This window comes from Caballeronia glebae (assembly GCF_001545035.1).
Classification (GTDB): Bacteria; Pseudomonadota; Gammaproteobacteria; order Burkholderiales; family Burkholderiaceae; genus Caballeronia; species Caballeronia glebae.
Genome location: NZ_FCOJ02000030.1, coordinates 1 through 21,724, shown reverse-complemented (window position 1 = coordinate 21,724; position 21,724 = coordinate 1). Strand labels below are relative to the sequence as shown.

Genomic DNA, 21,724 nt, shown 5'->3' with positions numbered 1-21,724 from the left:
TCACGATGAAACCGTGCGCGCGATCAGTGCGGTATCGGCTGCTTGACCGGATCGTTGTCGCCGACGATCGCGAACACGAGCAGCTTCGCCGGCTTCGTCGCGCTCGCGTTTCTCGACACGATGTGATGCGCGCCCGGCGGTTCGTACCACGATTCGCCGGGGCCATAGGTCTTCGCGCTCCCGCCTTCGAGCTGCGATGTCACGCGGCCCTCCAGCACGTAAGCGAAGATCGACCCCGGGTGCATGTGCGCGTCCGACGCCTGTCCCGGCTTGTACGAGACAGTCGCCATCAGCACGTTCTTGGCGGCCGCCTCCGGCACGGCCTGCTTCATCAGCGGCGTGACGACTTCCGCGCCCGTCGTCTCATGCGCGCTGGCGTTCGCCGCGCCGATCATCAGCGCGGCCGCCAGCATGAAAACTTCGCGCTTTTTCATGTCGATTTCCTCACGCGGGCAGCTTGCGGAACGCGATCGCGAAACGGTTCCAACTGTTGATCGCGGAAACGAGCAGCGTCAGGTCCACGATTTCGTCGTCGCTGAAATGCGGCTTCACGGCTTCCCACACCGCATCGGGCACGTGGTCTTGCGACACCAGCGTCAGTGCCTCGGTCCATTCGAGCGCGGCGCGTTCGCGATCGGTGAAGAACGGCGTCTCGCGCCACACGACCACCGTCGCAAGCCGCCGTTCCGTTTCGCCGCCTTTGCGCGCATCGGTCGTGTGCATGTCGACGCAAAACGCGCAGCCGTTGATTTGCGAAGCGCGCAGGCGCACCAGTTCGGTCAGCGATTTTTCGAGCGCGGACTTCGCGATGCGCTCCTCGACGCCGACGAGCGCCTTGATTGCTGCGGGATTGGCTTTATAGAAGTCGAGACGGGATTCCATTGCAGTTTCCTCTTTGCCTGGGTTCGGAAGGTGCGCCAAGAGCGGCGCGGCAAGAGTAGATTAGGCGTCCGGGTGGCGTTTTGGAATGACCGGTTTTCTGTAAATTCAGGTGACCACTAAAACTTCTCTCGACCCGTTTTCCGCGAATCCGGCGCGCGAAAAAACCGCGGCCGGATGCACCGCGGGTCGAGAGGGCCACGCCACGCGTGCAATCAGTCGAGCGCCGCGGCCGGGCCGAAGAACTCGTAGCGGCTCTGTGCTTCGGGCACGCCGAGCGTCTTCAGATGTTTCTTCACCGCCTTCATGAACGCCTTTGGTCCGAGGAAGTAAGCGTCGACATCGCGGTTCTTCGGCAGCCAGCTCGCGAGCAGCTTTTCGTCGACGAAGCCGATGCCGTGCGCTTCATGATCGCCGTCGCGCTTGTGCTCGTAGCAGTAGAAGCGCTTCAGCTGCGGATGACGCGCCGCCAGTTCCTCGATCGCCGCACGGAACGCGTGCGCGCCGCCGTGCCGCGCCGAATGGATAAAGTGCACCGGACGCCGCGTTTCGAGCGCTGCCTGCAGCATCGCGAGCGTCGGCGTGATGCCGACACCGCCGCTGATCAGCACGAGCGGCTTGTCGCTCGCTTCGAGCTTGAAGTCGCCTGCGGGCGGATAGAGATCGAGCACGTCGTTTTCGCGGACGTTTTCATGCAGGAAATTCGACACCTTGCCGTTCGCTTCACGCTTCACGCTGATGCGATATTCGCGGCCGTTCGGCGCGGCGGAGAGCGAGTAGTTGCGGCGCAGTTCCTCGCCGTCGATGACCATGCGCAAGCCGATGTACTGACCCGGATGGAAGTCGAGCAGCGCGCCGCCGTCTTCCGGCACGAGGTAAAACGACGTGATCTCGTCGCTTTCCTTGTCCTTGCGCGCGACGACGAAACGCCGCGTGCCGCGCCAGCCGCCCGGCGCCTTTTCGCGCTCGCTGTACATGCCTTCTTCGAGTCCGATGAGCAAATCGGCGAGTTGCCCGTAGGCGGCGGCCCACGCGTCGATCACCGCGTCGGTGGCGATTTCCTCGCCGAGCACTTCGCGGATCGACTTGAGCAGGCAGGTTCCGACGATCGGATAATGCTCTGGCTGAATGTTCAGCGCGACGTGCTTGTTGATGATCTGCCCGACGAGGCCGCCGAGCTTTTCCAGTTCGTCGATGTGCCGGGCGTACATCAGCACGCCGTTGGCGAGCGCGCGTTGTTGCGCGCCGCTTGCCTGATGCGCCTGATTGAACATCGTGCGCACTTCGGGATACTCGGTGAGCATCATGTTGTAGAAGTGCGAGGTGAGCGCTTCGCCGCCGCTTTCCAGAAGTGGGACGGTCGCCTTGACGATGGCACGGTGTTCTGCTGACAGCATTCTTCGTTTCCTCGTGTGATGAAGGCGGAAGCGGGTCGCTTCCGCGTCGAAATCTTCGGCAGAAACTAATACACGAACCGTGCCAGGTTAGAATCGTCGATAAATCAATCGCTTAATATCAAACATGGTCGATTCGACTCTAGTCAAACGGACTACCGATGTAGTCGCAATGACTTCGCGCGTGTTGCTCGACGCTCTCGTTCCCTTGATCGAAGACCTGTCGAGCGCGATGCCCGACACCGAGCGTTACCGGCGTTTGCTGCACACGTCGCGCGCGCTTTTCCCGAGCGACGCGTCCGCGCTGCTGCGTCTCGACGGCGACACGCTCGTGCCGCTCGCCATCGACGGTTTGTCGGGCGATACGCTCGGCCGGCGCTTTCGCGTGAGCGAGCATCCGCGATTCGCGCGCATTCTCGCGCACGAGGAACCGACGCGTTTCGCCGCAAGTTCCGATTTGCCCGATCCCTACGATGGTCTCGTCAAGGGCGTGAGTGGCGACCTGGAGGTGCACGATTGCCTCGGCTGCCCGCTCGTCATCAACGGGCGCGCGTGGGGCTTGCTGACGCTCGACGCGCTCGATCCCGCGCGCTTCGACGGCATCGACATGGCCTCGCTGCAGGCGTTTCTCAGTCTCGCGGCGGCGACCGTGAGCGTGGCCGAGCGCATCGATACGCTCGCGCGAACGAGCGAGGCCGAACGTCAGCGCGCGGAGGTGTATCGGCAGGCGAGCGGGCCGCGCAGACGCGAAATGATCGGCAGCAGCGAGCGGCATAACCGCTTGCAGGAGGAGATCGCGATTGTCGCGTCGAGCGATCTGACCGTGCTCATTACCGGCGAGACGGGCGTCGGCAAGGAACTCGTCGCGAGCGAGATCCACGCGCTGTCGCCGCGCGCCGACAAGCCGCTCGTCAGCCTGAATTGCGCGGCGCTGCCCGATACGCTCGTCGAGAGCGAGCTCTTCGGGCACGTGCGCGGTGCGTTTTCGGGGGCGTCGTCGGACCGGCGCGGCAAGTTCGAGCTAGCCGACGGCGGCACGCTCTTTCTCGACGAAGTGGGCGAACTGCCGCTGCCGGTGCAGGCCAAGCTGCTGCGCGTGCTCCAGAACGGCCAGTTGCAGCGGATCGGCTCGGACAGCGAGCACAAGGTCGACGTGCGGCTCATTGCTGCCACCAATCGCGATCTCGCCGAGGAAGTGCGCGAAGGGCGCTTTCGCGCGGATTTCTATCATCGGCTGTCGGTGTATCCGCTCGTCGTGCCGCCGTTGCGCGAGCGCGGGCGCGACGTATTGCTGCTCGCGGGCTATTTTCTCGAAGAGAACCGTTCGCGTCTCGGCCTGCTGAGCCTGCGTCTTTCCGCCGACGCGCAAGCCGCGCTGCTCGCGTATCGCTGGCCCGGCAACGTGCGCGAACTGGAGCATCTGATCGGACGCAGCGCGTTGAAGGCGCTCGCGGCGCATCGCGAACGTCCGCGCATCCTCACGCTCACCGCCGCCGATCTCTCGCTCACCGGCGATACCGCGTCGGCCGCCGATCGCGCGACACCCGTCGCGGCATCGCCGCTGCCCGCGCCGGGCACGGACTTTCGCGACGCGGTGACGGCCTACGAACGCACGCTCGTTCTCGACGCGTTGAAGCGTCACAACCAGAACTGGGCGTCGGCCGCGCGCGAGCTTGGTCTGGACCGCGCGAATCTCAATCGTCTCGCGAGGCGGCTCGGGCTCAAGTGAGCGGCGCGGCGAATATCTCGAAATGATGGACAGGGCCGCGCAAAACGACTATCTACAGTCCATAGCGGATGGGGACGACCCCGTTGCTCATCTCAAAAAGATGCGTTTCATTGTTCAAACGCAAAAAACGAACGGAAATGTCACACGCATCAATGCGACAGATTGAGACAATCTCCGAGTTGGGAAAAATGGGCTATCTCTTCTAAGATCAGAAAAGCCAAGCGCAACCCAGCGGCAGCAAGAACATCGCAGTGTCTTGAAGCACCGCGTCGGACGCGCAGCACGCGTCCGGCAATCGAACACGGCAAATCGACAACGGGGGTTACGTGCGAAACGTGGCAAAGCTCGGTGCTTTCTTTTGGTCCGCGCTCTTCGCGTTTTTCAGCCTCGGAGCGTTCGCGGCCGACAATGCGCCGCTGGAGCGCGCGCCCGACACGATGCAGGCCCGCGTGATGGGATGCGCCACGTGCCATGGCTCGCAGGGCCAGGGCACCGACAACGACTACTTCCCGCGTTTGTCCGGCAAGCCCGCCGGCTATCTGTACAACCAGCTCCTCGCGTTTCGCGACGGCCGGCGCAAGTATCCGCCGATGAACTACCTGCTTGCGTATCTGCCCGACGCGTATCTGAAGCAGATCGCCGAGTACTTCGCGAGCGAGCATCCGCCGTTTCCGCCGCCCGCGCCCGTCACCGTCGATGCGAAGACGCTCGATCTCGGCAAGACGCTCGTCATGAAGGGCAATGCACCGCGCAGCGTGCCCGCCTGCGTGAGCTGCCACGGCGCGGCGATGACCGGCATGGAGCCGGCGATCCCCGGTCTGCTCGGCCTGCACGCCGACTACATCAGCGCGCAACTCGGCGCGTGGCGTTACGGCACGCGCTCGACCGTCGCGCCCGATTGCATGGGGCAGGTCGCGAAGCTGCTCACCGACCGCGACATCACCGCGATCGCGGCCTACCTCGCGTCGCTGCCCGCGCCGGCCGATCCGGTGCCCGTCGCCGCCGGCTCGCTCAAGATGCCGCTCGCGTGCGGCAGCGTCCATAACTAACCGAGGACACGACGTGCTCCGTTTTCGACAATTCCGAGCGCTGACCGTCGCGGTCTTCATGGCGGCGTGCGCCGTGCCGGTCGAACACGCCGTGGCGCAGAGCGCCGACGCCGCAACCGTCAAGCGCGGCGAGTATCTTGCGCGCGCGGGCGATTGCATCGCGTGTCACACGCTGCCAGCGGGCAAGACCTTCGGCGGCGGCCGCCCGATGGACACGCCCTTCGGCACGCTCTTCACGCCGAACATCTCGTCGGACAAGGAGACGGGCATCGGCAAATGGACCGCCGACGAGTTCTACACAATGATGCACACGGGCAAGTCGCGCGACGGCTCGCTCCTTTACCCGGCGATGCCGTATACGTCCTATACAAAGGTCACGCGCGCCGACTCCGACGCAATCTACGCATTCCTCATGTCCACGCCGGCCGTGCATCAGCCGAACCGGCCGCACGAACTGCGCTTCCCGTTCAATCATCGCGAGTTGCTGCTCGGATGGCGCACGCTGTTCTTCCGCGAAGGCACGTATCAGCCCGACGCGACGCAATCGGTCGAATGGAACCGTGGCGCGTATCTCGTCGAAGGACTCGGACATTGCTCGATGTGCCACACCGCGATCAACGCGCTCGGCGGCAATGTGAATTCGAAAGCATTCGAAGGCGGACTGATCCCGATTCAGAACTGGTACGCGCCCTCGCTCACCTCGAACAAGGAAGCGGGGCTGGGCGACTGGAGCATGGAGGAGATCGTCGGCCTGCTGCATGCGGGCGTGTCCAATCGCGGCGCCGTCTACGGGCCGATGGCCGAAGTTGTCTACGACAGCCTGCAATATCTGAACGAGGAGGACGTGCGCGCGATGGCCGTCTATCTGAAGGCGCTGCCCGCGCGTTCCGGCGACAAGCCGGCGCCGCCGAGCCAGGCGGCCGTCGAGGCGCGCTCGGATCTCGCGCCGCTCGGCAAGAAGGTCTACGACCAGCACTGCGCCGAGTGTCACGCGACGCAAGGCCAGGGCAAGCCGCCCGATTTTCCGCCGCTCGCGAACAACCAGTCGATCGTGATGAATTCCTCGGTGAATCCGATTCGCATGGTGCTGAACGGCGGCTATCCGCCCGGCACGTTCAAGAACCCGAAGCCTTACGGCATGCCGCCGTTCGCGCAGTCGCTCTCGGATGTCGAGGTCGCGGCGGTCGTCACGTATATCCGCACCGCGTGGGGCAATCGCGGCACGCCGGTCTCGGTGAAGGAAGTGAACGAGCTGCGTTCGGCGCCACTTTATTGAGCATCGACCACACCATGACCGAAGACCTGAATGAAATCGCGAAGGAAGACGCGAAGATCGACGAGATCGTGAGGCGCGGCCCATCGGGCGCGCTCGCGCTCGCGGGCATCTCGACCGCGATCGTGATCGGCATGTGGTTCATCTTCTACTTCGCCGTGTTCCTGCCGCGCGGCGTGATCCAGTGATTCATTAAGGCATCGCATATGGCCATCAATCCAAGCTCGCACGACGTCGCCGAACGGGTCGAACGGCGCTGGGCGATCCTCGTTATCGCGATCGTCGTCGTGCTGGTCGGCATGGTCGTCTACACCGGCCTGCACTGGGCGATGATGCCGCCCTCGCGCGTCGAGACGATCCGCCCGGAAACGCTGCACGTGTCGGGCGAATTCATCGAAAGCAATCTCGGCAGCGCGCCCGAGGCGGACGGCTCCGTGACGGTGCGTATGGTCGCCCAACAGTATTCGTTCACGCCGCAATGTCTCGTTGTGCCGGCGGGCGTGCCGGTCACGTTCCGCGCGACGAGCTCGGATGTCATACATGGCTTTCTGATCACCGACACCAACATCAATTCGATGCTGGAGCCGGGCTATGTCTCGACCTTCAAGACGACCTTCGACAAACCGGGCGAGCATTTGATGCCTTGCCACGAGTACTGCGGCACCGGGCATCAGAACATGTGGGCGCACGTGAAGGTGGTGGATCGCGCCGAATTCATGGAGATGGCCGACAAGATGCCGGCCAATTCGCGGAGAGTGTCCTGTGTTCAATAGCAAGCGCCTCGTACTCGCGCATTTCTGGCTGGCTTTCATTGCCTTCGGCGTCGCGCTTCTGCTCGGCGCGTGGCAGATGTTCGTGCGCAGTCCGCTGCATCCGTGGCTGCAAAATCCGGAGCTTTACTATCGCTCGGTGACGGAGCACGGCACGGTCATGGGTTATGCGTTCCCGACGCTCATCGCGATGGGCTTCGGCTATGCGGTCAGCGAGCTTGCGCTGAAGCGCCCGCTCGTCGGCCTGCGCTTTGCGTGGCTCGGCTTCTGGCTCGTCGCGATCGGCGCGGTCACGGCGACGGTGCCGGTCGCGATGGGCCTCGCCTCCGTGCTCTACACCTTCTATCCGCCGATGATCGGCAACGTGTTCTATTACGTCGGCGTAGTGCTCGTCGTGGTCGGATCGTGGGTGTGGGTCGCGCTGATGTCGGTGAACCTCGCGTCGTGGAAGCGCGAGAATCGCGGCAAGCCGGTGCCGCTCGCGATGTTCGCGACCGTCGCGGGCGCGTATCTGTGGGGCTGGACGGCGGTGGGCGCGGCGATCGAAGTTCTGTTCATGATCCTGCCCGTCGCGATCGGCTGGAAGACGACCATCGACGCGGGCCTCGCGCGCGTGTTCTTCTCGTGGACGCTGCATGCGATCGTCTACTTCTGGCTGATGCCCGCGTATATCGCGTACTACACGATCATTCCGCGCGCGATCGGCGGCCGTCTCTACAGCGATGCGATGGCGCGCATCTCGTTCATCCTGTTTCTCGTCGTGTCGATGCCCATCGGCATTCACCACTTGTTCGCCGATCCGCAAGTGGGCTCGGGCTTCAAGTTCATGCATTCGGTGTTCACCGCGCTCGTCGCCGTGCCCACGCTGCTGACCGTGTTCACGATCTGCGCATCGGTGGAGATCGCGGCGCGGCTGCGTGGCGGACGCGGTCCGCTCGGCTGGATAAAGGCGTTGCCGTGGGACAACCCGATGATGCTGGCCATCGCGTTCTCCTTCGTGATGCTCGGCTTCGGCGGGGCGGGCGGGCTCATCAACATGAGCTATCAACTCGACTCGACGGTGCACAACACGCAATGGGTGACGGGGCATTTTCATCTGATCTTCGGCGGCGCGATCGTCATCATGTATTTCGTGATCGCCTACGATCTGTGGCCGCATCTGACCGGCCGCGCGCTGCAGAGCGTGAAGCTGATGCGCTGGCAGTTGTGGCTGTGGTTCATCGGCATGATCGTGCTGACGTTCCCGTGGCACTTCGTTGGCATTCTCGGGATGCCACGGCGCATGGCGTTCTACGACTATAAAGATCCGGCGATTGCCGCGCAGGCGTTGTCCGTGGTGATCTCGGTGCTGGGCGGGTTCATTCTGGTCGTGTCGGCGGTGCTGTTTTTCATCGTGCTGATCAAGGGACATCGAGCGCCGAAGGTGCAGCCGGAAGCGTTCCGCTTCAGCCGCGCGGTGCATGAGCCGCGCACCATTCCGGTGGCGCTGAACAGCTTCGCGCTGTGGCTCGTGCTGATGATCGGGCTCACGCTCGTCAACTACGGCTATCCGATCGCGCAACTGCTCGCGCGTCCGGACACGGCGGTGCCGGCGGTGCCGATCGGAGCGCAGCGATGAGCGAGGAACGCCTCTTCACATTTCGCAATCGCTGGTTCACGGTCAGCGTATTGGGGACGATCGCCATTGCGGTGGTATCTGCGCTGATCGGTTTCGTGTGGTTGCCCTCGGTGCAACGCGATGCGCAGTTCGCCGGCATCTGGAATGCGATCTGCAGCGCCGCGGGCGTGCCGCGCGAGTGGTATGCGGGCGGCACGGCCGTCGAGCCGAAAGAGAAGCTGACGAGCGTGGAGATGACGCCTCAACTGCTCGACAAGGTGAGCGCGAATTCGATCGGACGCGGCGCGACGCTGGCCTTGCGTTGCACGATGTGTCATGGCGAGCGTGGCATGAGCGAGGCCAACTCGCCGAATCTCGCCGGGCAATATGCGTCGGTGATCTACAAGCAGTTGATCGATTTTCAGAAGGGCGCGCGCTCCAGCGCGGTGATGTCGCCGATGGTCACGAACCTGAGCGATCAGGACATGCGCGATCTCGCGGCGTACTACTCGAACCTTCCGCGCCCGCCCGCGCAACGCAAGGTAAGCGATGCGCTCGCGCCGCCGATCGTCGCGCACGGTGCGCCGATGCGTAATATCGCGCCTTGTGCCGTGTGTCATGGCGGCATTGATACCAAGGCGGGCAGTCCGTGGCTCGATGGCTTGCCGGCGGCTTATACGAAATCGCAGTTGATCGCGTTCGCCAATGGCATGCGCACGAATGATATCGATGGGGTTATGCGCAACGTTGCGCGCAATATGACGCCCGAGGAGATCGATGCGGCTGCGATGTATTACGCGCGGGAGTTGAATGCGGGGCGGTGAGTAGGGGTTCAAACCAATCGCCGCTTAGCCAAAAGGGGTTTCATTGCCGCAAAAGAACCATTTCTGTATCGTGGCCCGAAGAATGCTGAAAAAAATTCAGCAAGCCAGGGAAAGCGAACCGAAATGGAACCTCAAAGCGAAGCGATAAAAACCGATGTATTGATCGTAGGCGCGGGCCCGGTAGGGCTATTCGCAGCCTTCGAGGCGGGCGTCATCGGCCTCACGTGCCACATCGTCGACACACTCGGGCGCATCGGCGGCCAATGCATCGAGCTATACCCCGATAAACCGATCTACGACATTCCCGCGATTCCTTCATGCACCGCGCGCGAACTCGTCGATCGGCTCCTTGAGCAGATCCGCCCCTTCGATGTCCCGATCCACCTCGATCAGCGCGTGCGATCTGTCACGCAACGCGACGACGATCATCGCTGGACCGTGGACACAGAAAATGGCATGACCTTCGATTGCGCCGCGATCCTCATCGCCGCCGGCAATGGCGCGTTCGTTCCGCAGCGCCTGCTGTTGCCCGAAGCCGCCGCGCTCGAAGGCAAGGACATCCACTACAGCGTTTCGCGCGCGGCGGATTTCGCGGACAAGGAGATCATCGTCGCGGGCGGCGGCGACTCGGCGCTCGACTGGGCGCTGGCGCTGAAAGACATCGCGAAGAAGCTCACGCTCGTGCATCGGCGCAACGGCTTTTCAGCAGCCGCGAACTCCATCGCCACGATGAAGCGCGCGGTCGAAGCGGGCGAGATGGCGTTCGTCGTCGGCATGATCGAAGCACTCGACGCACCCGATGGCGCGCTGCGCGGCGTGCGCATCAAGCAGATTGAGGGCTCGACCGATCTCGCCGCGGACAAGATCGTCGCGCTCTACGGTCTCGTGTCGGAACTCGGGCCGATCGCGACATGGAATCTCGATGTGCGCGGCGGTCGTATCGAAGTGGATACGTCGTACTACGAATCATCGCGGCCGGGCATTTTCGCGGTCGGCGACATCGCCAACTATCCGAACAAGCAGAAGCTCATTTTGTCGGGCTTTCACGAAGCGTCGCTCGCGCTGCGCAAGGCGTATTCGTACGCGTATCCCGAGAAAAAGCGCGTGCATGTGCATTCGAGCTACGACGCGAAGCTCGCCGAACGCGTGAACGCCGCGCACACGGCTGATAGCGCGTGATCGTGCGCATTCTCGCGTGGCTGCTGCTGGCGACGCTCGCCGGCGCGGCGATGTTCGGCTACGCGGTCTATTCGAAGCGCATCGCGCTGCCCGAACAATACGATCCGTTCGCACCGCTCGACGTGCGCGCGCCGCAGGGGCCGCTCACGCGCTTCAAGCTATGGCGCACGATGCACGACGCGCAACTCTGCGACGCCGCGCTCGCGCGCTCCGGTCTCGTCTATCGCGAGATGGCCGATGCGACGGGACCGGGCGGCTGCGTGCTTAAGGACGTCGTGCGCGTCACGCAAACGGAAGACCTGCGCTTCAGTGCGCCGTTTCTCGCGACGTGTCCGCTCGCGCTCGGCATCGCGTATTTCGAGCATCAGTACCTTCAGCGGGCCGCGCTCGATACGTTCGGCGAGCGCGTCGCGCGCATCGAGCATGTCGGCAGTTATGCGTGCCGCAACGTGAATCATCAGCAGGACGCGGCACTGAGCCAGCACGCGAGCGCGAACGCCATCGACCTCACGGGCTTCGTGCTCGACGACGGACGCCGCATCACGCTTACGCATTGGGACGACGCAGCGTCGCTCGACGGGCAGTTCCTGCGCCGCGTTCACGATGGCGCGTGTCACGCCTTCGATACCACGCTGGGGCCGGATTACAACGCGTTGCACAAGACGCACTTTCATCTCGACATGGGCCCGTATCGCGTGTGCCGCTGAATTACGCGTGCCGATGCGCCGGATCGGGGCACGTCGCGTGATCGTGCGGTTGATCGTTCCACGCCGAGCCGAGAATGATGCTGCAAAAGTTGAGACGCCGGTAGTTCGGGTCTTTCAACGCGAGCACATCGGCCTTGACGTTGCCGAAGGTCGATTCGGGTTTCGCAATGGTGCCTTTGGCGAAGGCGTCGATGATGCCTTCCTTGAAATTCGCTTCACGCGGATGCGCCGTCACCACGAGCCGACGTTGATCCGCGCTGAATTCGTCGTAGGCGAGGCCGAGCACATCCATTTCGACGCCCGCCGTGACCAGCGCGACCACCGGCTTCTTGTGCTGCGCAATGCCGGGCGTCGTGTGCAGCGCGATCGCGTCCCACACCTGTTCGATCTCGTTTTCGCCGATGCCATGCCCGCGCAGGAAATCGCGCGCCGTGTTCGCACCGTCTACTTCGAAGCGGTCATGCGGGCTGCTATAGGCATCGGTGAGGCCCATGTCGTGGAACATCGCGCCGATATAGAGCAGTTCGGGATCGTACTTCAGCTGCTTGCGTTCGCCCGCGAGCGCGCCGAACACGAACACGCGGCGCGAGTGGTGATAGAGCAGGTCGGGCTCGGTATCGCGTACGAGTTGCGTGGCTTGGCGCGCCATCTGGCTGTCGGGAATCCTGATGCCTGCGATGATTTCGCTCATGGTCGTGGCTCCGTAACGTGAGTCGATGAAAGACGCGAATCGCTGCGCGTTGCTAAAATCGCGCAGCGCGTCGGATGCCTTTCAGTGTCCGTAAAACGCCTTCGCGTCTCAATCGGAACGACGCGTCGAACCCTGCCAAGCGCACGCCGTCTTCCGCCACGCGTGCTCATCACAGACCTTCTTGCCGATGCGTACAGTTGCGATCGCAATCTTCCAGGGCGTGCAGGCGCTCGATGTGGCCGGTCCCGTCGACGTGTTCGCCGAAGCGAACGGCTTCGTTCCGTCATCGAGCGGGTATGAGATCACGCTCGTCGGTCCGGAGGAGCGCATCGTGCGCACATCGAACGGCACGCGGCTCGTCGCGGATTTGCCGTTCGACGAAGCGGATCGTCGTTACGGCACCGCGCTCGTCGCGGGCGGCCCGGGCCTTCCCGTCGATGAACCCGATCCTCGCCTCACCGCCTGGCTCACCGATACGGCATCGCGCTGCGAGCGCTACGGCTCGATCTGCACGGGTGCATTCGCGCTCGGTCACGCGGGCCTGCTCGACGGCCGCAACGTCACCACGCACTGGCAGAACGCGCCGCGACTCGCCGAGCGTTTTCCGCGCGCGCGCGTCGAGCTGGATCGCATCTACATGCGCGACGGCGCGCTTGTCACATCGGCGGGCGTGACGGCGGGCATCGATGTCGCGCTCGCGCTCGTCGCCGAGGATCACGGCGCGCAGGTTGCGCTCGCGGTCGCGAAGCGCCTCGTCGTGTTCGCGCAGCGGCGCGGCGGCCAGTCGCAGTTCAGCCCGTATCTGAGCGCGCCCGCGGATGAAACCTCGCCCGTCGCGAAAGTTCAGGCGTATGTGATGGAGCATATCGGCGAGCGGTTGCCGGTCGCGCAGATGGCGAGCGTCGCGGGCATGAGCGAGCGCAACTTCGCGCGCGCCTTCGTGCAGCTCGCGCAGATGACGCCGCATGAGTTCGTCGAACGCGCACGCGTGGACGCGGCGCGCAATATGCTGGAAAGCAGCGACACGCCGCTTAAAACCGTCGCCTACGATTGCGGCTTCGGCACGGCGGACCGCATGCGGCTCGTGTTCACGCGAAGGCTCGGCGTATCGCCGAATGACTATCGACTGAGCTTTCGCACGCGCTTTGCAAAGTGATTCTTGTGCTCGCGCTAACGTCTCACGCCGGGTTCGCTAAAATTCAAGATGAACGCGGCGCGTGCGGCAATGCGCGCGCCGCAAAATTCACCCTCGACATATCGGAACAGCGAATGACGAAACAAGAGACCGCCATGCCAGATCCCTACGAACGACGCGCGTTGCTGCTGCATCTCGGCGACGTGCTGGAGTCGGTGTTTTGCCTGAGCCAATGCGCCGACGAATACGCGAGCATCGGCGAAGCGGTGAAGGGCAACGAAGCGCTCGCGGAGTTCACGCTGCTCGGCTTCGTCGATACGAAAATGGCGCCGCGCGATTTCATCCGTCGCGCATCGGGCGCGTTCTTCGTGTGGCCGAAAGCGCTTCTCGACGAAACGCTGAATCGCCCGATGCTTGCCAACACCGTCAAGCACGATCTCTTCGCGGACAACGCGAAAGGTTGGGATGCATACGTCGAAGAGCGGCGCAAGAACGTGCCGTGGTTCGGCGATGATCTTCCGGAACGCGCGCAGAGCGCCGCGCCTGCGCACGAAGCCGCGCCGGCGCCGGTCGCGCAGAAACAGAAGCGCAAGGCGAGCGCCGAAAAGCCTTCGCGCTATTCGACGTGGCCGTGGCCGGACAAGGCGGGCGACGCGTGATCTAACGCGCCCGAGCCGCCTTCATTGCTTCTTGCTCATGCTGCCTGCGCCCGCGTCGAAGCCGAGTCCGTTCGGGCGATCGGGCGCGGCGCCCTTGCCCGATGAAGTCTTGCCTGGCCGCGTCTTCAACGCATCGCTGGCATTCGCCGTGGCCGCCGCGGGCGGCGTGACGTTTTTCTCCTGATACGCGGGCGTGCTGTCGTATTCGAGCTTGTTCGGTTTTTGCGGCGCCTGCTGAGCGCTCGCCACAACGGCCAGCGTGCCGCCGAGCAGAAACCCCGTCATGCGTCCGAGCGTGCCGAGTGTGGGTCTCATCTGCTGCCTCCCTTTGTTCTGCACTTTCCTTTTGATCAGCAAGGCGTGGACCCGGCCGCAAGCGGCGCGCGGTCGCAGTTCCGCCGATGCGCACAGCATGTTTGACCGTGCGCAAAGCTTGCCGTGATTGGCGGCGCGCGCCCGGCACGCGTTGATGGTCGTCAAAGGTGCGGCGGACCGTCGTCGGGACAATTCTCTTTTTCACGTGGGAACGCTAAAAATGAGAAAAGGTCTCGGGTCAGTCGTCATGGCATGCGCGGCGTTATTCGCGGGAACGGCCCAAGCGGCGGGCGATGCATCGACTGGCGATGTAATGGGCGGCATTCACGCTGGCGACATCCTGGTTCGCCTGCGCGCGATCAGCATCGAGCCCGACGTGAAAGCGGGCGGCGCGCTCGGAACGCTCGGCGTCGACGTGAACAACGCGATCGTGCCGGAGCTCGACTTCACGTACATGATTCTCGATCAGATCGGCGTGGAACTGATTCTCGCGACCTCGCGGCATCAGTTGACGTCGAACGTCGGCGGGCTCGGCGGAGTGGGCGTGCTGCCTCCCACGCTGCTCCTGCAATACCACTTCAATCACGCCGCGCGCGTGCGTCCGTATGTCGGCGCGGGTCTGAACTACACGTACTTCTATAACGACAAGCTCAAGGCGGGCGACACGCCGGTGTCGATCAAACGCAGCAGCTTCGGCCCGGCGTTGCAGGTGGGCGTCGACGTTCAGGTTGCGAAGAATCTCTTCGTCAACGCGGACTTGAAAAAGATCTGGATGCGCACGAGCGCTTCGGCGGACGGCGCGGATCTCGGCCCTCTCCAGATCAATCCGTGGATTCTCGGCATCGGCGTCGGCATGAAGTTCTAAAGCGCGTTCTTTCCAGACGAGTGTGCGCCGTGCCGCGCATCGTCTGAAAATTGGCGGAAGATGCCAGTGCTTCTGGCGTGGACGGTTCGGCGGTAGCGGTATCCTTGACAGCAGGCCCGGCGCAGACTCGCGCCGCTCGAAGTGTGTGTGCGAGCGACGCAAGGCCTGCAACGACAAATAAAACCGCATCGGGGAACTGCAAGCCAATGAGACCTTCCACTTACGCGGGAATCGCCTTGCTCGCGGCGTGTGGCGCCGCCTTCGCGCAACAGCCGCTCGCCGTGCCCGGACGCAGCCAGAGCGCGTGGCAGCAATCGGTCGATAACGCCGCCTGCTACGGCTACGCCAATCAGACAACCAAAGTGAACATCGCACGCGAGCCGCAGACGCAGCCGCGCGACGCTCAACGCGAGACGCGTGACACGCGCGTGCTCACGCCGCCGCGTCCGCTTGAGCCGCCACTGCCGGCGGGCGCATCGGGCGCGCTCGCGGCTTCCGCGGCATCGGGTGCTTCGGCGACGATTGCCGCGTCGGGCGCTTCCGGGGCGATGGCCGCTGGCGCTTTGCCGCATCCCGCATCCGGCGCGATCCCCGGCATGCCGGCGATGCCCGCATCGATGGCGGCGGGCGCATCCGGTGCATCCGACGCGATCTATGGCGGCGACATGAAGATGCCGCCGCTGCCGCCGCCCGAGCCGCCGATGACGCGTTACTGGCGCGCCTACAGCGAGTGCATGCAGAACCGCGGCTACTTCACGCGATGACGCCTTAACGCGCGCCCGGCCCCATGAACGTTCAGCGGAATCACGAAGGCGGATGCGCATGCGGCGCGGTGCGCGTGCGTGTCGTGGGCGCGCCGAAGGAAGTGAATCTGTGCCACTGCATGACGTGCCGGCGCATTCACGGCGCGCCGTTCGGCGTCTACGCGATCTTTCCGCGCCACGCATTCACGGTGACGGGCAAAACGCTCGCGTGGGAGAGTTCGGCGACGGGCAGGCGGCACCATTGCCCGGTGTGCGGCTCGCCGGTCTATCTGGCGTTCGACGGCGTCGACGAAATCGAAGTGCCGACCGGCGTCTTCGACGAAACCGGTCTTTATCCGCCGCAGTATGAAATCTGGTGCAAGAGCGCCGAGCCGTGGCACGACGCGCAAGGACGGCCGCGCTTTCTACGCGGCGCGCCCTGAGCCGGCCATCAGCATTCGACGATCGCTTTCACGACGCCCGCTTTCGGATCGAGCAAGGACGAAAACTTCTCGGGTACATCGCTCAATGTAAGTCGATGCGTGTTGAGCGCATCCGTCGGCACTTCGCCGCGGCGCATCGCCGCGAGCACGGTTTCGAAGTCTTCGGGCGTCGCGTTGCGGCTCGCGAGCAGCGTCGCTTCGCGCTTGTGAAACTCGGGATCGGCGAACGAGATGCGATCCGGCACGATCGACACCAGCACGTACTTGCCGCCGTGCGCGATGAACTCGAAGCCGCGCTCCATCGCGCGGGAATTTCCGGTTGCGTCGAACACCACATCGAAAAATTCGCCGTTCGTGAGCGTCGAAAGTTCCTCTTTGTCGTGCTCACCGATCTGCACGGTCGCGTCGACTTTCAATTCGCGCTTGCAGAATGCGAGACGGTCTTCGCGCGTATCGAGCGCGGTGACGTTCGCGCCGCGCAGCCGCGAAAACGTGATGGCCGCCATGCCGATCGGACCCGTGCCCACGACCAGCACGCGCTGCCCGGGCTTCACGTCCGCGCGACGCACGGCGTGCGCGCCGATCGCGAGGAATTCGATCATCGCGGCCTGATCGAGCGTGACGCCCTCGGCCTTATGGACGAATTGCGCGGGCAGATTCAGATATTCGGTGAACGCGCCATCGCGATGCACGCCGAGCACCTGGATATTCACGCAGCAGTTGGTCTTGCCCTGACGGCACGCGATGCACTTGCCGCACGACAGATAAGGCATCACATAGACGGTGTCGCCCGCCTTCAGGCCGCTCGCCGCGTCTGCTTCCTCGATCACGCCGGACAACTCGTGGCCCATCACGCGCGGATACGAGAGATAAGGCTGATTGCCGGTGAAAATATGCAGGTCGGTGCCGCACACGCCAACGCGCTTCACGCGCAGCAGCACTTCGTTTTCGCCACGCCGCGGCTTCTCGCGCTGTTCGGCTTTCAGGGTTCCGGGCGTTTCGCAAATGACGGTCAGCATGCTGGATGTCTCGATGTCTAGTTGGAGTGGGGCGTCCGACAATCTAACGATGTGCGTCCATTTGGTCAAGCCAATTTCAATATTGATGAAGTGGTAAGGCCGGATGCGCGGTCAGCGGCGCGCGCTGTTTCGCCGTATATTTCCACGGGAGCGAACCGCTCGAATACGCGCAAAAGGATGGCAAGTGCAAGAGCTTCATGAATTCGTCGATCGGTATCCGCGGCTTTTCGTGCTGTCGGGCGCGGGCATCAGCACCGAATCGGGCATTCCGTGTTATCGCGATCGCGAAGGTCTGCGCACGGGCCGCGCGCCGATTCTGCTCAAGGATTTTCTCGGCTCGGAGTACGCGCGCAGGCGCTATTGGGCGCGCAGTCTGATTGGCTGGCCGGTCGTGCAGAACGCCCAGCCGAACGCCGCGCATCACGCGTTGCGGGCGCTCGCCGCGCGTTCGCGGGTGCATCGGCTGGTCACGCAGAATGTCGACGGGCTGCACACGCGCGCCGGCAATCCCGATGTGATCGAGCTGCACGGCAATATCGGGCGGGTGCGCTGCATCGAATGCGGCGAACCGCATACGCGCGCGGCGGTGCAGCGCATGCTGGAAGCGGCGAATCCGGATTTCGTCGGCCATACGGCGCCCGCGGTGCCGGACGGCGATGCGCATATCGAGGATCTCGATTTCGCGTCGTTCGACGTGCCCGGCTGCACGCGCTGCGGCGGCGTGCTCAAGCCCGATGTGGTGTTCTTCGGCGAAAGCGTGCCGCGCGCGTTGGTCGATGACGCGGCGCGCTCGCTGCAAGCCGCCGACGCGATGCTCGTCGTCGGTTCGTCGCTTATGGTGTATTCGGGCTATCGCTTCTGCGAATGGGCCGCGAAGAGCGGCAAGCTGATCGCGGCGATCAACATCGGCAAGACGCGCGCCGATGCGCTCCTCGCGCTGAAAGTCGAAGCGCCGTGCTCGGACGCGCTCGAACGCCTGATCGAGCGGCTCGACGCGCGGCCGGTGGCGGGCTAGCGCTTACTTCGCTTCGCGTGAAAGCGCCGCGATGCCTTCGAGCAGACGCGCGGCGTCCGACATGCGCGAGAAGAGCGCGGGCGTCACGCGCACCACTTCGCCCGCGTCGGGGCCGGGCCGCGTCACCGTGAATACGCCGAAGCGATCGCGCAGCGCGGCGACGATCGCATCGCAGCCGTCTTTCGTCGCGCGCCCGTTCAGGCGAAAAGCGGTGATGCCGGCGGTCATCGAAGGATCGTGCGGTGTCAGGATCTGCACGCCGCGAAGCTCGCTCGCGGGTTTCGCCCACGCGTCGCGCAATGCACGCAAGCGCACCTCCTTCGCCTTTGCGCCGATGTGCCGATGCGCGTCCAGCGCCGCAGGCAGCGTGAACCACGCGGCGAAATTCGGCGATCCGGTGTGCACGCGCGCGCGGATATCGTCGGCGGGCCAGGTGCGGTCGCCGAGATATGGATCGATCGATGCGACGTGCCCGCGGCGGATGTAGATCGCGCCGCAGCCGAGCGGCGCGCCGATCCACTTGTGCAGATTCAGCGCGGCGAACGGCGCGTTCAGCTCGGGCACGTCGAAATCGAGTTGACCCCACGAATGCGCGGCATCGACGATCACGTCCGCGCCGATCTCCTTCGCCATCGCCGAAATTTCCGCGACCGGGATCACGAGGCCCGTCGCAAAGCACACGTGCGAGAGCAGCACGAGACGCGTGCGCGGATGCGCGCGCAGCGCTTCGGCATAGGTTTCGAGCACCGTTTCGCGCGTCGCCGGCTCGGGCATCGCGATACGCACGGGCGTGACGCCGCGCCGCTCGCGCAGCCATTCCATCGCGTCCTTGCCGCACGGGTAGTCGAGATCGCTGTAGAGCACGGTGTCGCCCGGCGCGAGGCGGTTGTATCCGCCGATGAGCGCGAGCAGCGCTTCGGTCGCGTTGCGCGTCAGCTCGATCTCCTCGACCGCGCAGCCCATTTCCTTCGCGACGCGCTCGCGCAAGCCCTGATACAGCGCCATCAGATGCGGGCGGATCAGAAGCGTCGTCTCTCGATTCACGCGCTCGGTCCAGTAGTGGAACATCGCCTTGACCGGCTCGGTCATCGCGCCCCAGAAGCCGTTCTCCAGATTGATCAGCGCGTCGGAGTGGCGCCACAGACCGCGCACCGCGTCCCAGTAGTTTTCGTCTGTGGCGAGCGCGGTCGTCGGCGTGGGCGGGATCGCCGCGAGCGCGGCTTCGAATTCGGGCGTGCGGTAATCGAGAAGTTCGGGCATCGGATGTCGCAGTTTGTTGAAAGATGGAAACATTTACCTGACGTTCATCTTCCGCATGCTAACGGCATTACTTGTGGATGCGGACAAAAGCAGGGCATTTGAGCCTTTTTCCCTTCAGACCAAAGACGGCAGGCCGTAATTAGCAGGGAGAGCGTCGCGCACCTGGTGCGATCGATCGTTCGCTCGTGTGGTGCAGTATGCCGCGCGAAGCGATCGCATGGCGCCGTATGTCCCCCAAACGGACCCTGAGAGATCCCAAAAAAATGAACCTCAAGAACATCACGATCAAGAACAGATTGATCGCTGGCTTCGGCATTCTGGCTGTGCTGGTCGTGCTGGTGGCGGGCATGTCCCTGCGCGCGTTGTCCGTCGCGTCGGACGGCTTCGCGCACTACGTGAACGGAATTAACGCGCGGGCCGACGTGGCCAGTCAGATCCGCACGGCTGTCGACCGCCGCGCGATCGCCGCGCGCAATCTCGTGCTCGTCACGAAGCCGGCCGATCTCGAACTCGAAAAAGCCGAAGTCACGCGCGCGCACGAGGACGTGCAGGCGCGCCTCAGGCAACTCAACGACATGCTCGCCTCCGCGACCGACACGAGCGAGAAGGCGAAGAACCTCGCCGCCGCGATGATGCGCGTGGAAGCGCTATACGGCCCCGTCGCGACGAACATCGTCGGACTGGCGCTCGCGGGCAAGCACGAGGAGGCGGTGCTGGCGCTCGACGACCAGTGCCGTCCGCTGCTCGCGCAACTCGTCAAGGCTACGGACGACTACGCGACCTACACCGCCGCGCGCCGCGAGGAAATCGTGCACGCCGATCAAGCGAGCTATCAGACGCAGCGCGACGTGTTGATCGCGCTGTGCGTGGCGGCGGCGCTCTTCGCAGCGATCGGCGGCGTGATGGTCACGCGTTCGATCACCACGCCGATCGGCGAGGCGGTCGGTATCGCGCAGACGGTGGCGCGCGGCGATCTGACGAGCCACATCGTCGCGCGCACGAAGGATGAAACCGGCGACCTGTTGCGCGCGCTCGCGACGATGAACGCGCGCCTCACGGAAATCGTTTGCCGCGTGCGCGAAAGCAGCGGCGCGGTGGGCGGCGCGGCGAAGGAACTCGCGACCGGCAACACCGATTTGAGCCAGCGCACCGAAGAACAGGCCGCTTCGCTGCAGCAGACCGCGTCGAGCATGGAAGAGCTGACCTCCACCGTGCGTCAGAACGCCGAGAACGCGCAGCAGGCGAGTTCGCTCGCATCGAATGCCTCGGATATCGCGAAGAAGGGCAGCGATGTCGTCGGCCGCGTGGTGGACACGATGAACGGCATCAGCGATAGCTCGGGCAAGATCGCGGAGATCACGGGGATCATCGAGGGCATCGCGTTCCAGACCAATATTCTCGCGCTCAACGCGGCCGTGGAAGCGGCGCGCGCGGGCGAGCAGGGCCGCGGCTTCGCGGTCGTCGCGAGCGAAGTGCGCAGCCTCGCGCAGCGTTCGTCGACGGCGGCCAAGGAGATCAAGGAACTGATCGCGGCGTCCACGGCGAAGGTGCGCGACGGCTCGCTGCTGGCGGGGGAAGCGGGCACGACGATGGCCGAAGTGACGCAAGCCGTCGCGCGCGTGACGGACATCATGCAGGACATCGCGGCGGCCTCGGTGGAGCAGGGACGCGGCATCGAGCAGGTGAATCTCGCGATCACGCAGATGGACGAAGTCACACAACAGAACGCCGCGCTCGTGGAAGAAGCGGCGGCCGCAGCGACATCGCTCGAAGAGCAGGGACGCAAGCTCAACGAAGCGGTGTCGTTCTTCACGGTGGAAGGCGCGTCGGCTGCGTTCGCGCAGGCGGCACCACGAGTGGAGCGCGACGCGCGCGCGCCGCTCGCGAAGCCCGCGCCTCGCGTCGTTCACGCCGCAGTGGCGAAGCCCGCCGGCGCCGAAGGCTGGAGCGCCTTCTGACGCCGCTTCAGGCGTTCACGTCGACGATCACGCGCCCCTTTACCTCGCCGCGCAGCAAGCGCGCGGCGGTCTCGGGCGCATCGGCGAGCGGGATGGTCGTCGCGACGCTTTCGATGGTCGCGACCGGCACTTCGTCGGCGATCGCACGCCACGCCGCGATGCGCCGCTCGCGCGGCACGTACACGCTGTCCACGCCCAGCAGCGCGACGCCGCGCAGGAT

Annotated in this window: 23 protein-coding genes and 1 pseudogene; 16 read left to right on the top strand and 8 right to left on the bottom strand. The window is 64.4% G+C overall.

Going from position 1 to position 21,724, the window contains the following annotated elements; genetic code table 11:
• Window positions 1-23: 23 nt before the first annotated feature.
• The 3 genes from AWB82_RS20415 to hmpA all read right to left on the bottom strand — a co-directional run bounded on the left by AWB82_RS20415 (window position 24) and on the right by hmpA (window position 2,276).
• The gene (locus AWB82_RS20415) at window positions 24-434 is read right to left on the bottom strand and encodes a cupin domain-containing protein (RefSeq protein WP_086970422.1); all 411 of its coding nucleotides are present in this window, start codon (window positions 432-434) and stop codon (window positions 24-26) included.
• A 10-nt stretch (window positions 435-444) separates the two neighbouring features.
• Window positions 445-882, bottom strand: a complete 438-nt coding sequence (locus tag AWB82_RS20410) for a carboxymuconolactone decarboxylase family protein (protein WP_086970420.1) — start codon at window positions 880-882, stop codon at window positions 445-447.
• A 212-nt stretch (window positions 883-1,094) separates the two neighbouring features.
• Window positions 1,095-2,276 (bottom strand): NO-inducible flavohemoprotein, encoded by a 1,182-nt coding sequence (hmpA, locus tag AWB82_RS20405; RefSeq protein WP_086970418.1) that lies wholly within the window; start codon window positions 2,274-2,276, stop codon window positions 1,095-1,097.
• 124 nt (window positions 2,277-2,400) lie between these two features.
• On the opposite strand from hmpA, the gene norR reads away from it, so the two are divergent.
• The 9 genes from norR to AWB82_RS20360 all read left to right on the top strand — a co-directional run bounded on the left by norR (window position 2,401) and on the right by AWB82_RS20360 (window position 11,401).
• A complete protein-coding gene (gene norR, locus AWB82_RS20400) occupies window positions 2,401-4,002 on the top strand; it encodes a nitric oxide reductase transcriptional regulator NorR (RefSeq protein WP_086970416.1) in 1,602 nt (533 codons plus the stop codon).
• 437 nt (window positions 4,003-4,439) lie between these two features.
• Window positions 4,440-5,051, top strand: coding sequence for a c-type cytochrome (locus AWB82_RS20395; protein WP_200818158.1), 612 nt, complete (start codon window positions 4,440-4,442; stop codon window positions 5,049-5,051).
• A gap of 58 nt (window positions 5,052-5,109) precedes the next feature.
• Entirely contained in the window at window positions 5,110-6,327 is a 1,218-nt protein-coding gene (locus AWB82_RS20390) for a c-type cytochrome (RefSeq protein WP_086970412.1), read from the top strand.
• A gap of 14 nt (window positions 6,328-6,341) precedes the next feature.
• Complete coding sequence (locus AWB82_RS37980) at window positions 6,342-6,512, top strand: hypothetical protein (protein ID WP_086970533.1); 171 nt, start codon at window positions 6,342-6,344, stop codon at window positions 6,510-6,512.
• An 18-nt stretch (window positions 6,513-6,530) separates the two neighbouring features.
• Window positions 6,531-7,097 carry a cupredoxin domain-containing protein gene (locus AWB82_RS20380; RefSeq protein ID WP_086970411.1) on the top strand — a complete coding sequence of 189 codons (567 nt, stop codon included), beginning with the start codon at window positions 6,531-6,533 and terminating at the stop codon, window positions 7,095-7,097.
• The gene (locus AWB82_RS20375) at window positions 7,087-8,712 is read left to right on the top strand and encodes a b(o/a)3-type cytochrome-c oxidase subunit 1 (RefSeq protein ID WP_086970409.1); all 1,626 of its coding nucleotides are present in this window, start codon (window positions 7,087-7,089) and stop codon (window positions 8,710-8,712) included. The genes AWB82_RS20380 and AWB82_RS20375 overlap by 11 nt, the downstream gene beginning before the upstream one ends.
• The gene (locus AWB82_RS20370; protein ID WP_086970408.1) at window positions 8,709-9,515 is read left to right on the top strand and encodes a c-type cytochrome; all 807 of its coding nucleotides are present in this window, start codon (window positions 8,709-8,711) and stop codon (window positions 9,513-9,515) included. The genes AWB82_RS20375 and AWB82_RS20370 overlap by 4 nt, the downstream gene beginning before the upstream one ends.
• A gap of 123 nt (window positions 9,516-9,638) precedes the next feature.
• Entirely contained in the window at window positions 9,639-10,694 is a 1,056-nt protein-coding gene (locus AWB82_RS20365; RefSeq protein ID WP_086970406.1) for an NAD(P)/FAD-dependent oxidoreductase, read from the top strand.
• Window positions 10,691-11,401 carry an extensin-like domain-containing protein gene (locus AWB82_RS20360; protein ID WP_086970404.1) on the top strand — a complete coding sequence of 237 codons (711 nt, stop codon included), beginning with the start codon at window positions 10,691-10,693 and terminating at the stop codon, window positions 11,399-11,401. Before AWB82_RS20365 ends, AWB82_RS20360 begins: the two co-directional genes overlap by 4 nt.
• A gap of 1 nt (window position 11,402) precedes the next feature.
• On the opposite strand, the gene AWB82_RS20355 is transcribed toward AWB82_RS20360, so the two are convergent.
• Window positions 11,403-12,092, bottom strand: a complete 690-nt coding sequence (locus AWB82_RS20355) for an HD domain-containing protein (RefSeq protein ID WP_086970403.1) — start codon at window positions 12,090-12,092, stop codon at window positions 11,403-11,405.
• A 187-nt stretch (window positions 12,093-12,279) separates the two neighbouring features.
• Here AWB82_RS20355 and AWB82_RS20350 point away from each other — a divergent pair, with 187 nt between their 5' ends.
• Window positions 12,280-13,248 carry a GlxA family transcriptional regulator gene (locus tag AWB82_RS20350; RefSeq protein ID WP_086970401.1) on the top strand — a complete coding sequence of 323 codons (969 nt, stop codon included), beginning with the start codon at window positions 12,280-12,282 and terminating at the stop codon, window positions 13,246-13,248.
• 134 nt (window positions 13,249-13,382) lie between these two features.
• Complete coding sequence (locus AWB82_RS20345; RefSeq protein ID WP_235023370.1) at window positions 13,383-13,886, top strand: hypothetical protein; 504 nt, start codon at window positions 13,383-13,385, stop codon at window positions 13,884-13,886.
• A 21-nt stretch (window positions 13,887-13,907) separates the two neighbouring features.
• Here AWB82_RS20345 and AWB82_RS20340 read toward each other — a convergent pair whose 3' ends face one another.
• Entirely contained in the window at window positions 13,908-14,201 is a 294-nt protein-coding gene (locus AWB82_RS20340) for a hypothetical protein (RefSeq protein ID WP_086970400.1), read from the bottom strand.
• A gap of 247 nt (window positions 14,202-14,448) precedes the next feature.
• On the opposite strand from AWB82_RS20340, the gene AWB82_RS20335 reads away from it, so the two are divergent.
• The 3 genes from AWB82_RS20335 (at window position 14,449) to AWB82_RS20325 (ending at window position 16,252) form a co-directional block, all read left to right on the top strand.
• The gene (locus AWB82_RS20335) at window positions 14,449-15,066 is read left to right on the top strand and encodes an OmpW/AlkL family protein (RefSeq protein WP_086970398.1); all 618 of its coding nucleotides are present in this window, start codon (window positions 14,449-14,451) and stop codon (window positions 15,064-15,066) included.
• 206 nt (window positions 15,067-15,272) lie between these two features.
• The gene (locus tag AWB82_RS20330; protein ID WP_086970396.1) at window positions 15,273-15,830 is read left to right on the top strand and encodes a hypothetical protein; all 558 of its coding nucleotides are present in this window, start codon (window positions 15,273-15,275) and stop codon (window positions 15,828-15,830) included.
• A 23-nt stretch (window positions 15,831-15,853) separates the two neighbouring features.
• On the top strand, window positions 15,854-16,252 hold the full coding sequence (locus AWB82_RS20325; protein ID WP_086970394.1) for a GFA family protein: 399 nt from the start codon (window positions 15,854-15,856) through the stop codon (window positions 16,250-16,252).
• Between the two features lie 8 nt (window positions 16,253-16,260).
• Here the strand turns inward: AWB82_RS20325 and AWB82_RS20320 are convergent, their stop codons facing one another.
• Window positions 16,261-17,271 (bottom strand): zinc-binding alcohol dehydrogenase family protein, encoded by a 1,011-nt coding sequence (locus AWB82_RS20320; RefSeq protein WP_086970392.1) that lies wholly within the window; start codon window positions 17,269-17,271, stop codon window positions 16,261-16,263.
• Between the two features lie 103 nt (window positions 17,272-17,374).
• On the opposite strand from AWB82_RS20320, the gene AWB82_RS20315 reads away from it, so the two are divergent.
• Entirely contained in the window at window positions 17,375-18,286 is a 912-nt protein-coding gene (locus AWB82_RS20315; protein WP_268811034.1) for an NAD-dependent protein deacetylase, read from the top strand.
• 3 nt (window positions 18,287-18,289) lie between these two features.
• On the opposite strand, the gene AWB82_RS20310 is transcribed toward AWB82_RS20315, so the two are convergent.
• The gene (locus AWB82_RS20310; protein ID WP_086970529.1) at window positions 18,290-19,546 is read right to left on the bottom strand and encodes an aminotransferase class V-fold PLP-dependent enzyme; all 1,257 of its coding nucleotides are present in this window, start codon (window positions 19,544-19,546) and stop codon (window positions 18,290-18,292) included.
• Window positions 19,547-19,809: 263 nt separating this feature from the next.
• On the opposite strand from AWB82_RS20310, the gene AWB82_RS20305 reads away from it, so the two are divergent.
• Window positions 19,810-21,504 carry a methyl-accepting chemotaxis protein gene (locus tag AWB82_RS20305; protein ID WP_086970388.1) on the top strand — a complete coding sequence of 565 codons (1,695 nt, stop codon included), beginning with the start codon at window positions 19,810-19,812 and terminating at the stop codon, window positions 21,502-21,504.
• Between the two features lie 7 nt (window positions 21,505-21,511).
• Here AWB82_RS20305 and AWB82_RS20300 read toward each other — a convergent pair.
• Window positions 21,512-21,724, bottom strand: a pseudogene (locus AWB82_RS20300) (oxidoreductase); the annotation flags it as partial.

Bases quoted from the DNA above. Each gene is read 5' to 3' on its own strand.
- AWB82_RS20415 (WP_086970422.1), bottom strand. From the start codon at position 434: ATGAAAAAGCGCGAAGTTTTCATGCTGGCGGCCGCGCTGATGATCGGC.
- AWB82_RS20410 (WP_086970420.1), bottom strand. From the start codon at position 882: ATGGAATCCCGTCTCGACTTCTATAAAGCCAATCCCGCAGCAATCAAG.
- hmpA (WP_086970418.1), bottom strand. From the start codon at position 2,276: ATGCTGTCAGCAGAACACCGTGCCATCGTCAAGGCGACCGTCCCACTT.
- norR (WP_086970416.1), top strand. From the start codon at position 2,401: ATGGTCGATTCGACTCTAGTCAAACGGACTACCGATGTAGTCGCAATG.
- AWB82_RS20395 (WP_200818158.1), top strand. From the start codon at position 4,440: ATGCAGGCCCGCGTGATGGGATGCGCCACGTGCCATGGCTCGCAGGGC.
- AWB82_RS20390 (WP_086970412.1), top strand. From the start codon at position 5,110: ATGGCGGCGTGCGCCGTGCCGGTCGAACACGCCGTGGCGCAGAGCGCC.
- AWB82_RS37980 (WP_086970533.1), top strand. From the start codon at position 6,342: ATGACCGAAGACCTGAATGAAATCGCGAAGGAAGACGCGAAGATCGAC.
- AWB82_RS20380 (WP_086970411.1), top strand. From the start codon at position 6,531: ATGGCCATCAATCCAAGCTCGCACGACGTCGCCGAACGGGTCGAACGG.
- AWB82_RS20370 (WP_086970408.1), top strand. From the start codon at position 8,709: ATGAGCGAGGAACGCCTCTTCACATTTCGCAATCGCTGGTTCACGGTC.
- AWB82_RS20365 (WP_086970406.1), top strand. From the start codon at position 9,639: ATGGAACCTCAAAGCGAAGCGATAAAAACCGATGTATTGATCGTAGGC.
- AWB82_RS20355 (WP_086970403.1), bottom strand. From the start codon at position 12,092: ATGAGCGAAATCATCGCAGGCATCAGGATTCCCGACAGCCAGATGGCG.
- AWB82_RS20350 (WP_086970401.1), top strand. From the start codon at position 12,280: ATGCGTACAGTTGCGATCGCAATCTTCCAGGGCGTGCAGGCGCTCGAT.
- AWB82_RS20345 (WP_235023370.1), top strand. From the start codon at position 13,383: ATGCCAGATCCCTACGAACGACGCGCGTTGCTGCTGCATCTCGGCGAC.
- AWB82_RS20340 (WP_086970400.1), bottom strand. From the start codon at position 14,201: ATGAGACCCACACTCGGCACGCTCGGACGCATGACGGGGTTTCTGCTC.
- AWB82_RS20335 (WP_086970398.1), top strand. From the start codon at position 14,449: ATGGCATGCGCGGCGTTATTCGCGGGAACGGCCCAAGCGGCGGGCGAT.
- AWB82_RS20330 (WP_086970396.1), top strand. From the start codon at position 15,273: ATGAGACCTTCCACTTACGCGGGAATCGCCTTGCTCGCGGCGTGTGGC.
- AWB82_RS20325 (WP_086970394.1), top strand. From the start codon at position 15,854: ATGAACGTTCAGCGGAATCACGAAGGCGGATGCGCATGCGGCGCGGTG.
- AWB82_RS20320 (WP_086970392.1), bottom strand. From the start codon at position 17,271: ATGCTGACCGTCATTTGCGAAACGCCCGGAACCCTGAAAGCCGAACAG.
- AWB82_RS20315 (WP_268811034.1), top strand. From the start codon at position 17,375: ATGCGCGGTCAGCGGCGCGCGCTGTTTCGCCGTATATTTCCACGGGAG.
- AWB82_RS20310 (WP_086970529.1), bottom strand. From the start codon at position 19,546: ATGCCCGAACTTCTCGATTACCGCACGCCCGAATTCGAAGCCGCGCTC.
- AWB82_RS20305 (WP_086970388.1), top strand. From the start codon at position 19,810: ATGAACCTCAAGAACATCACGATCAAGAACAGATTGATCGCTGGCTTC.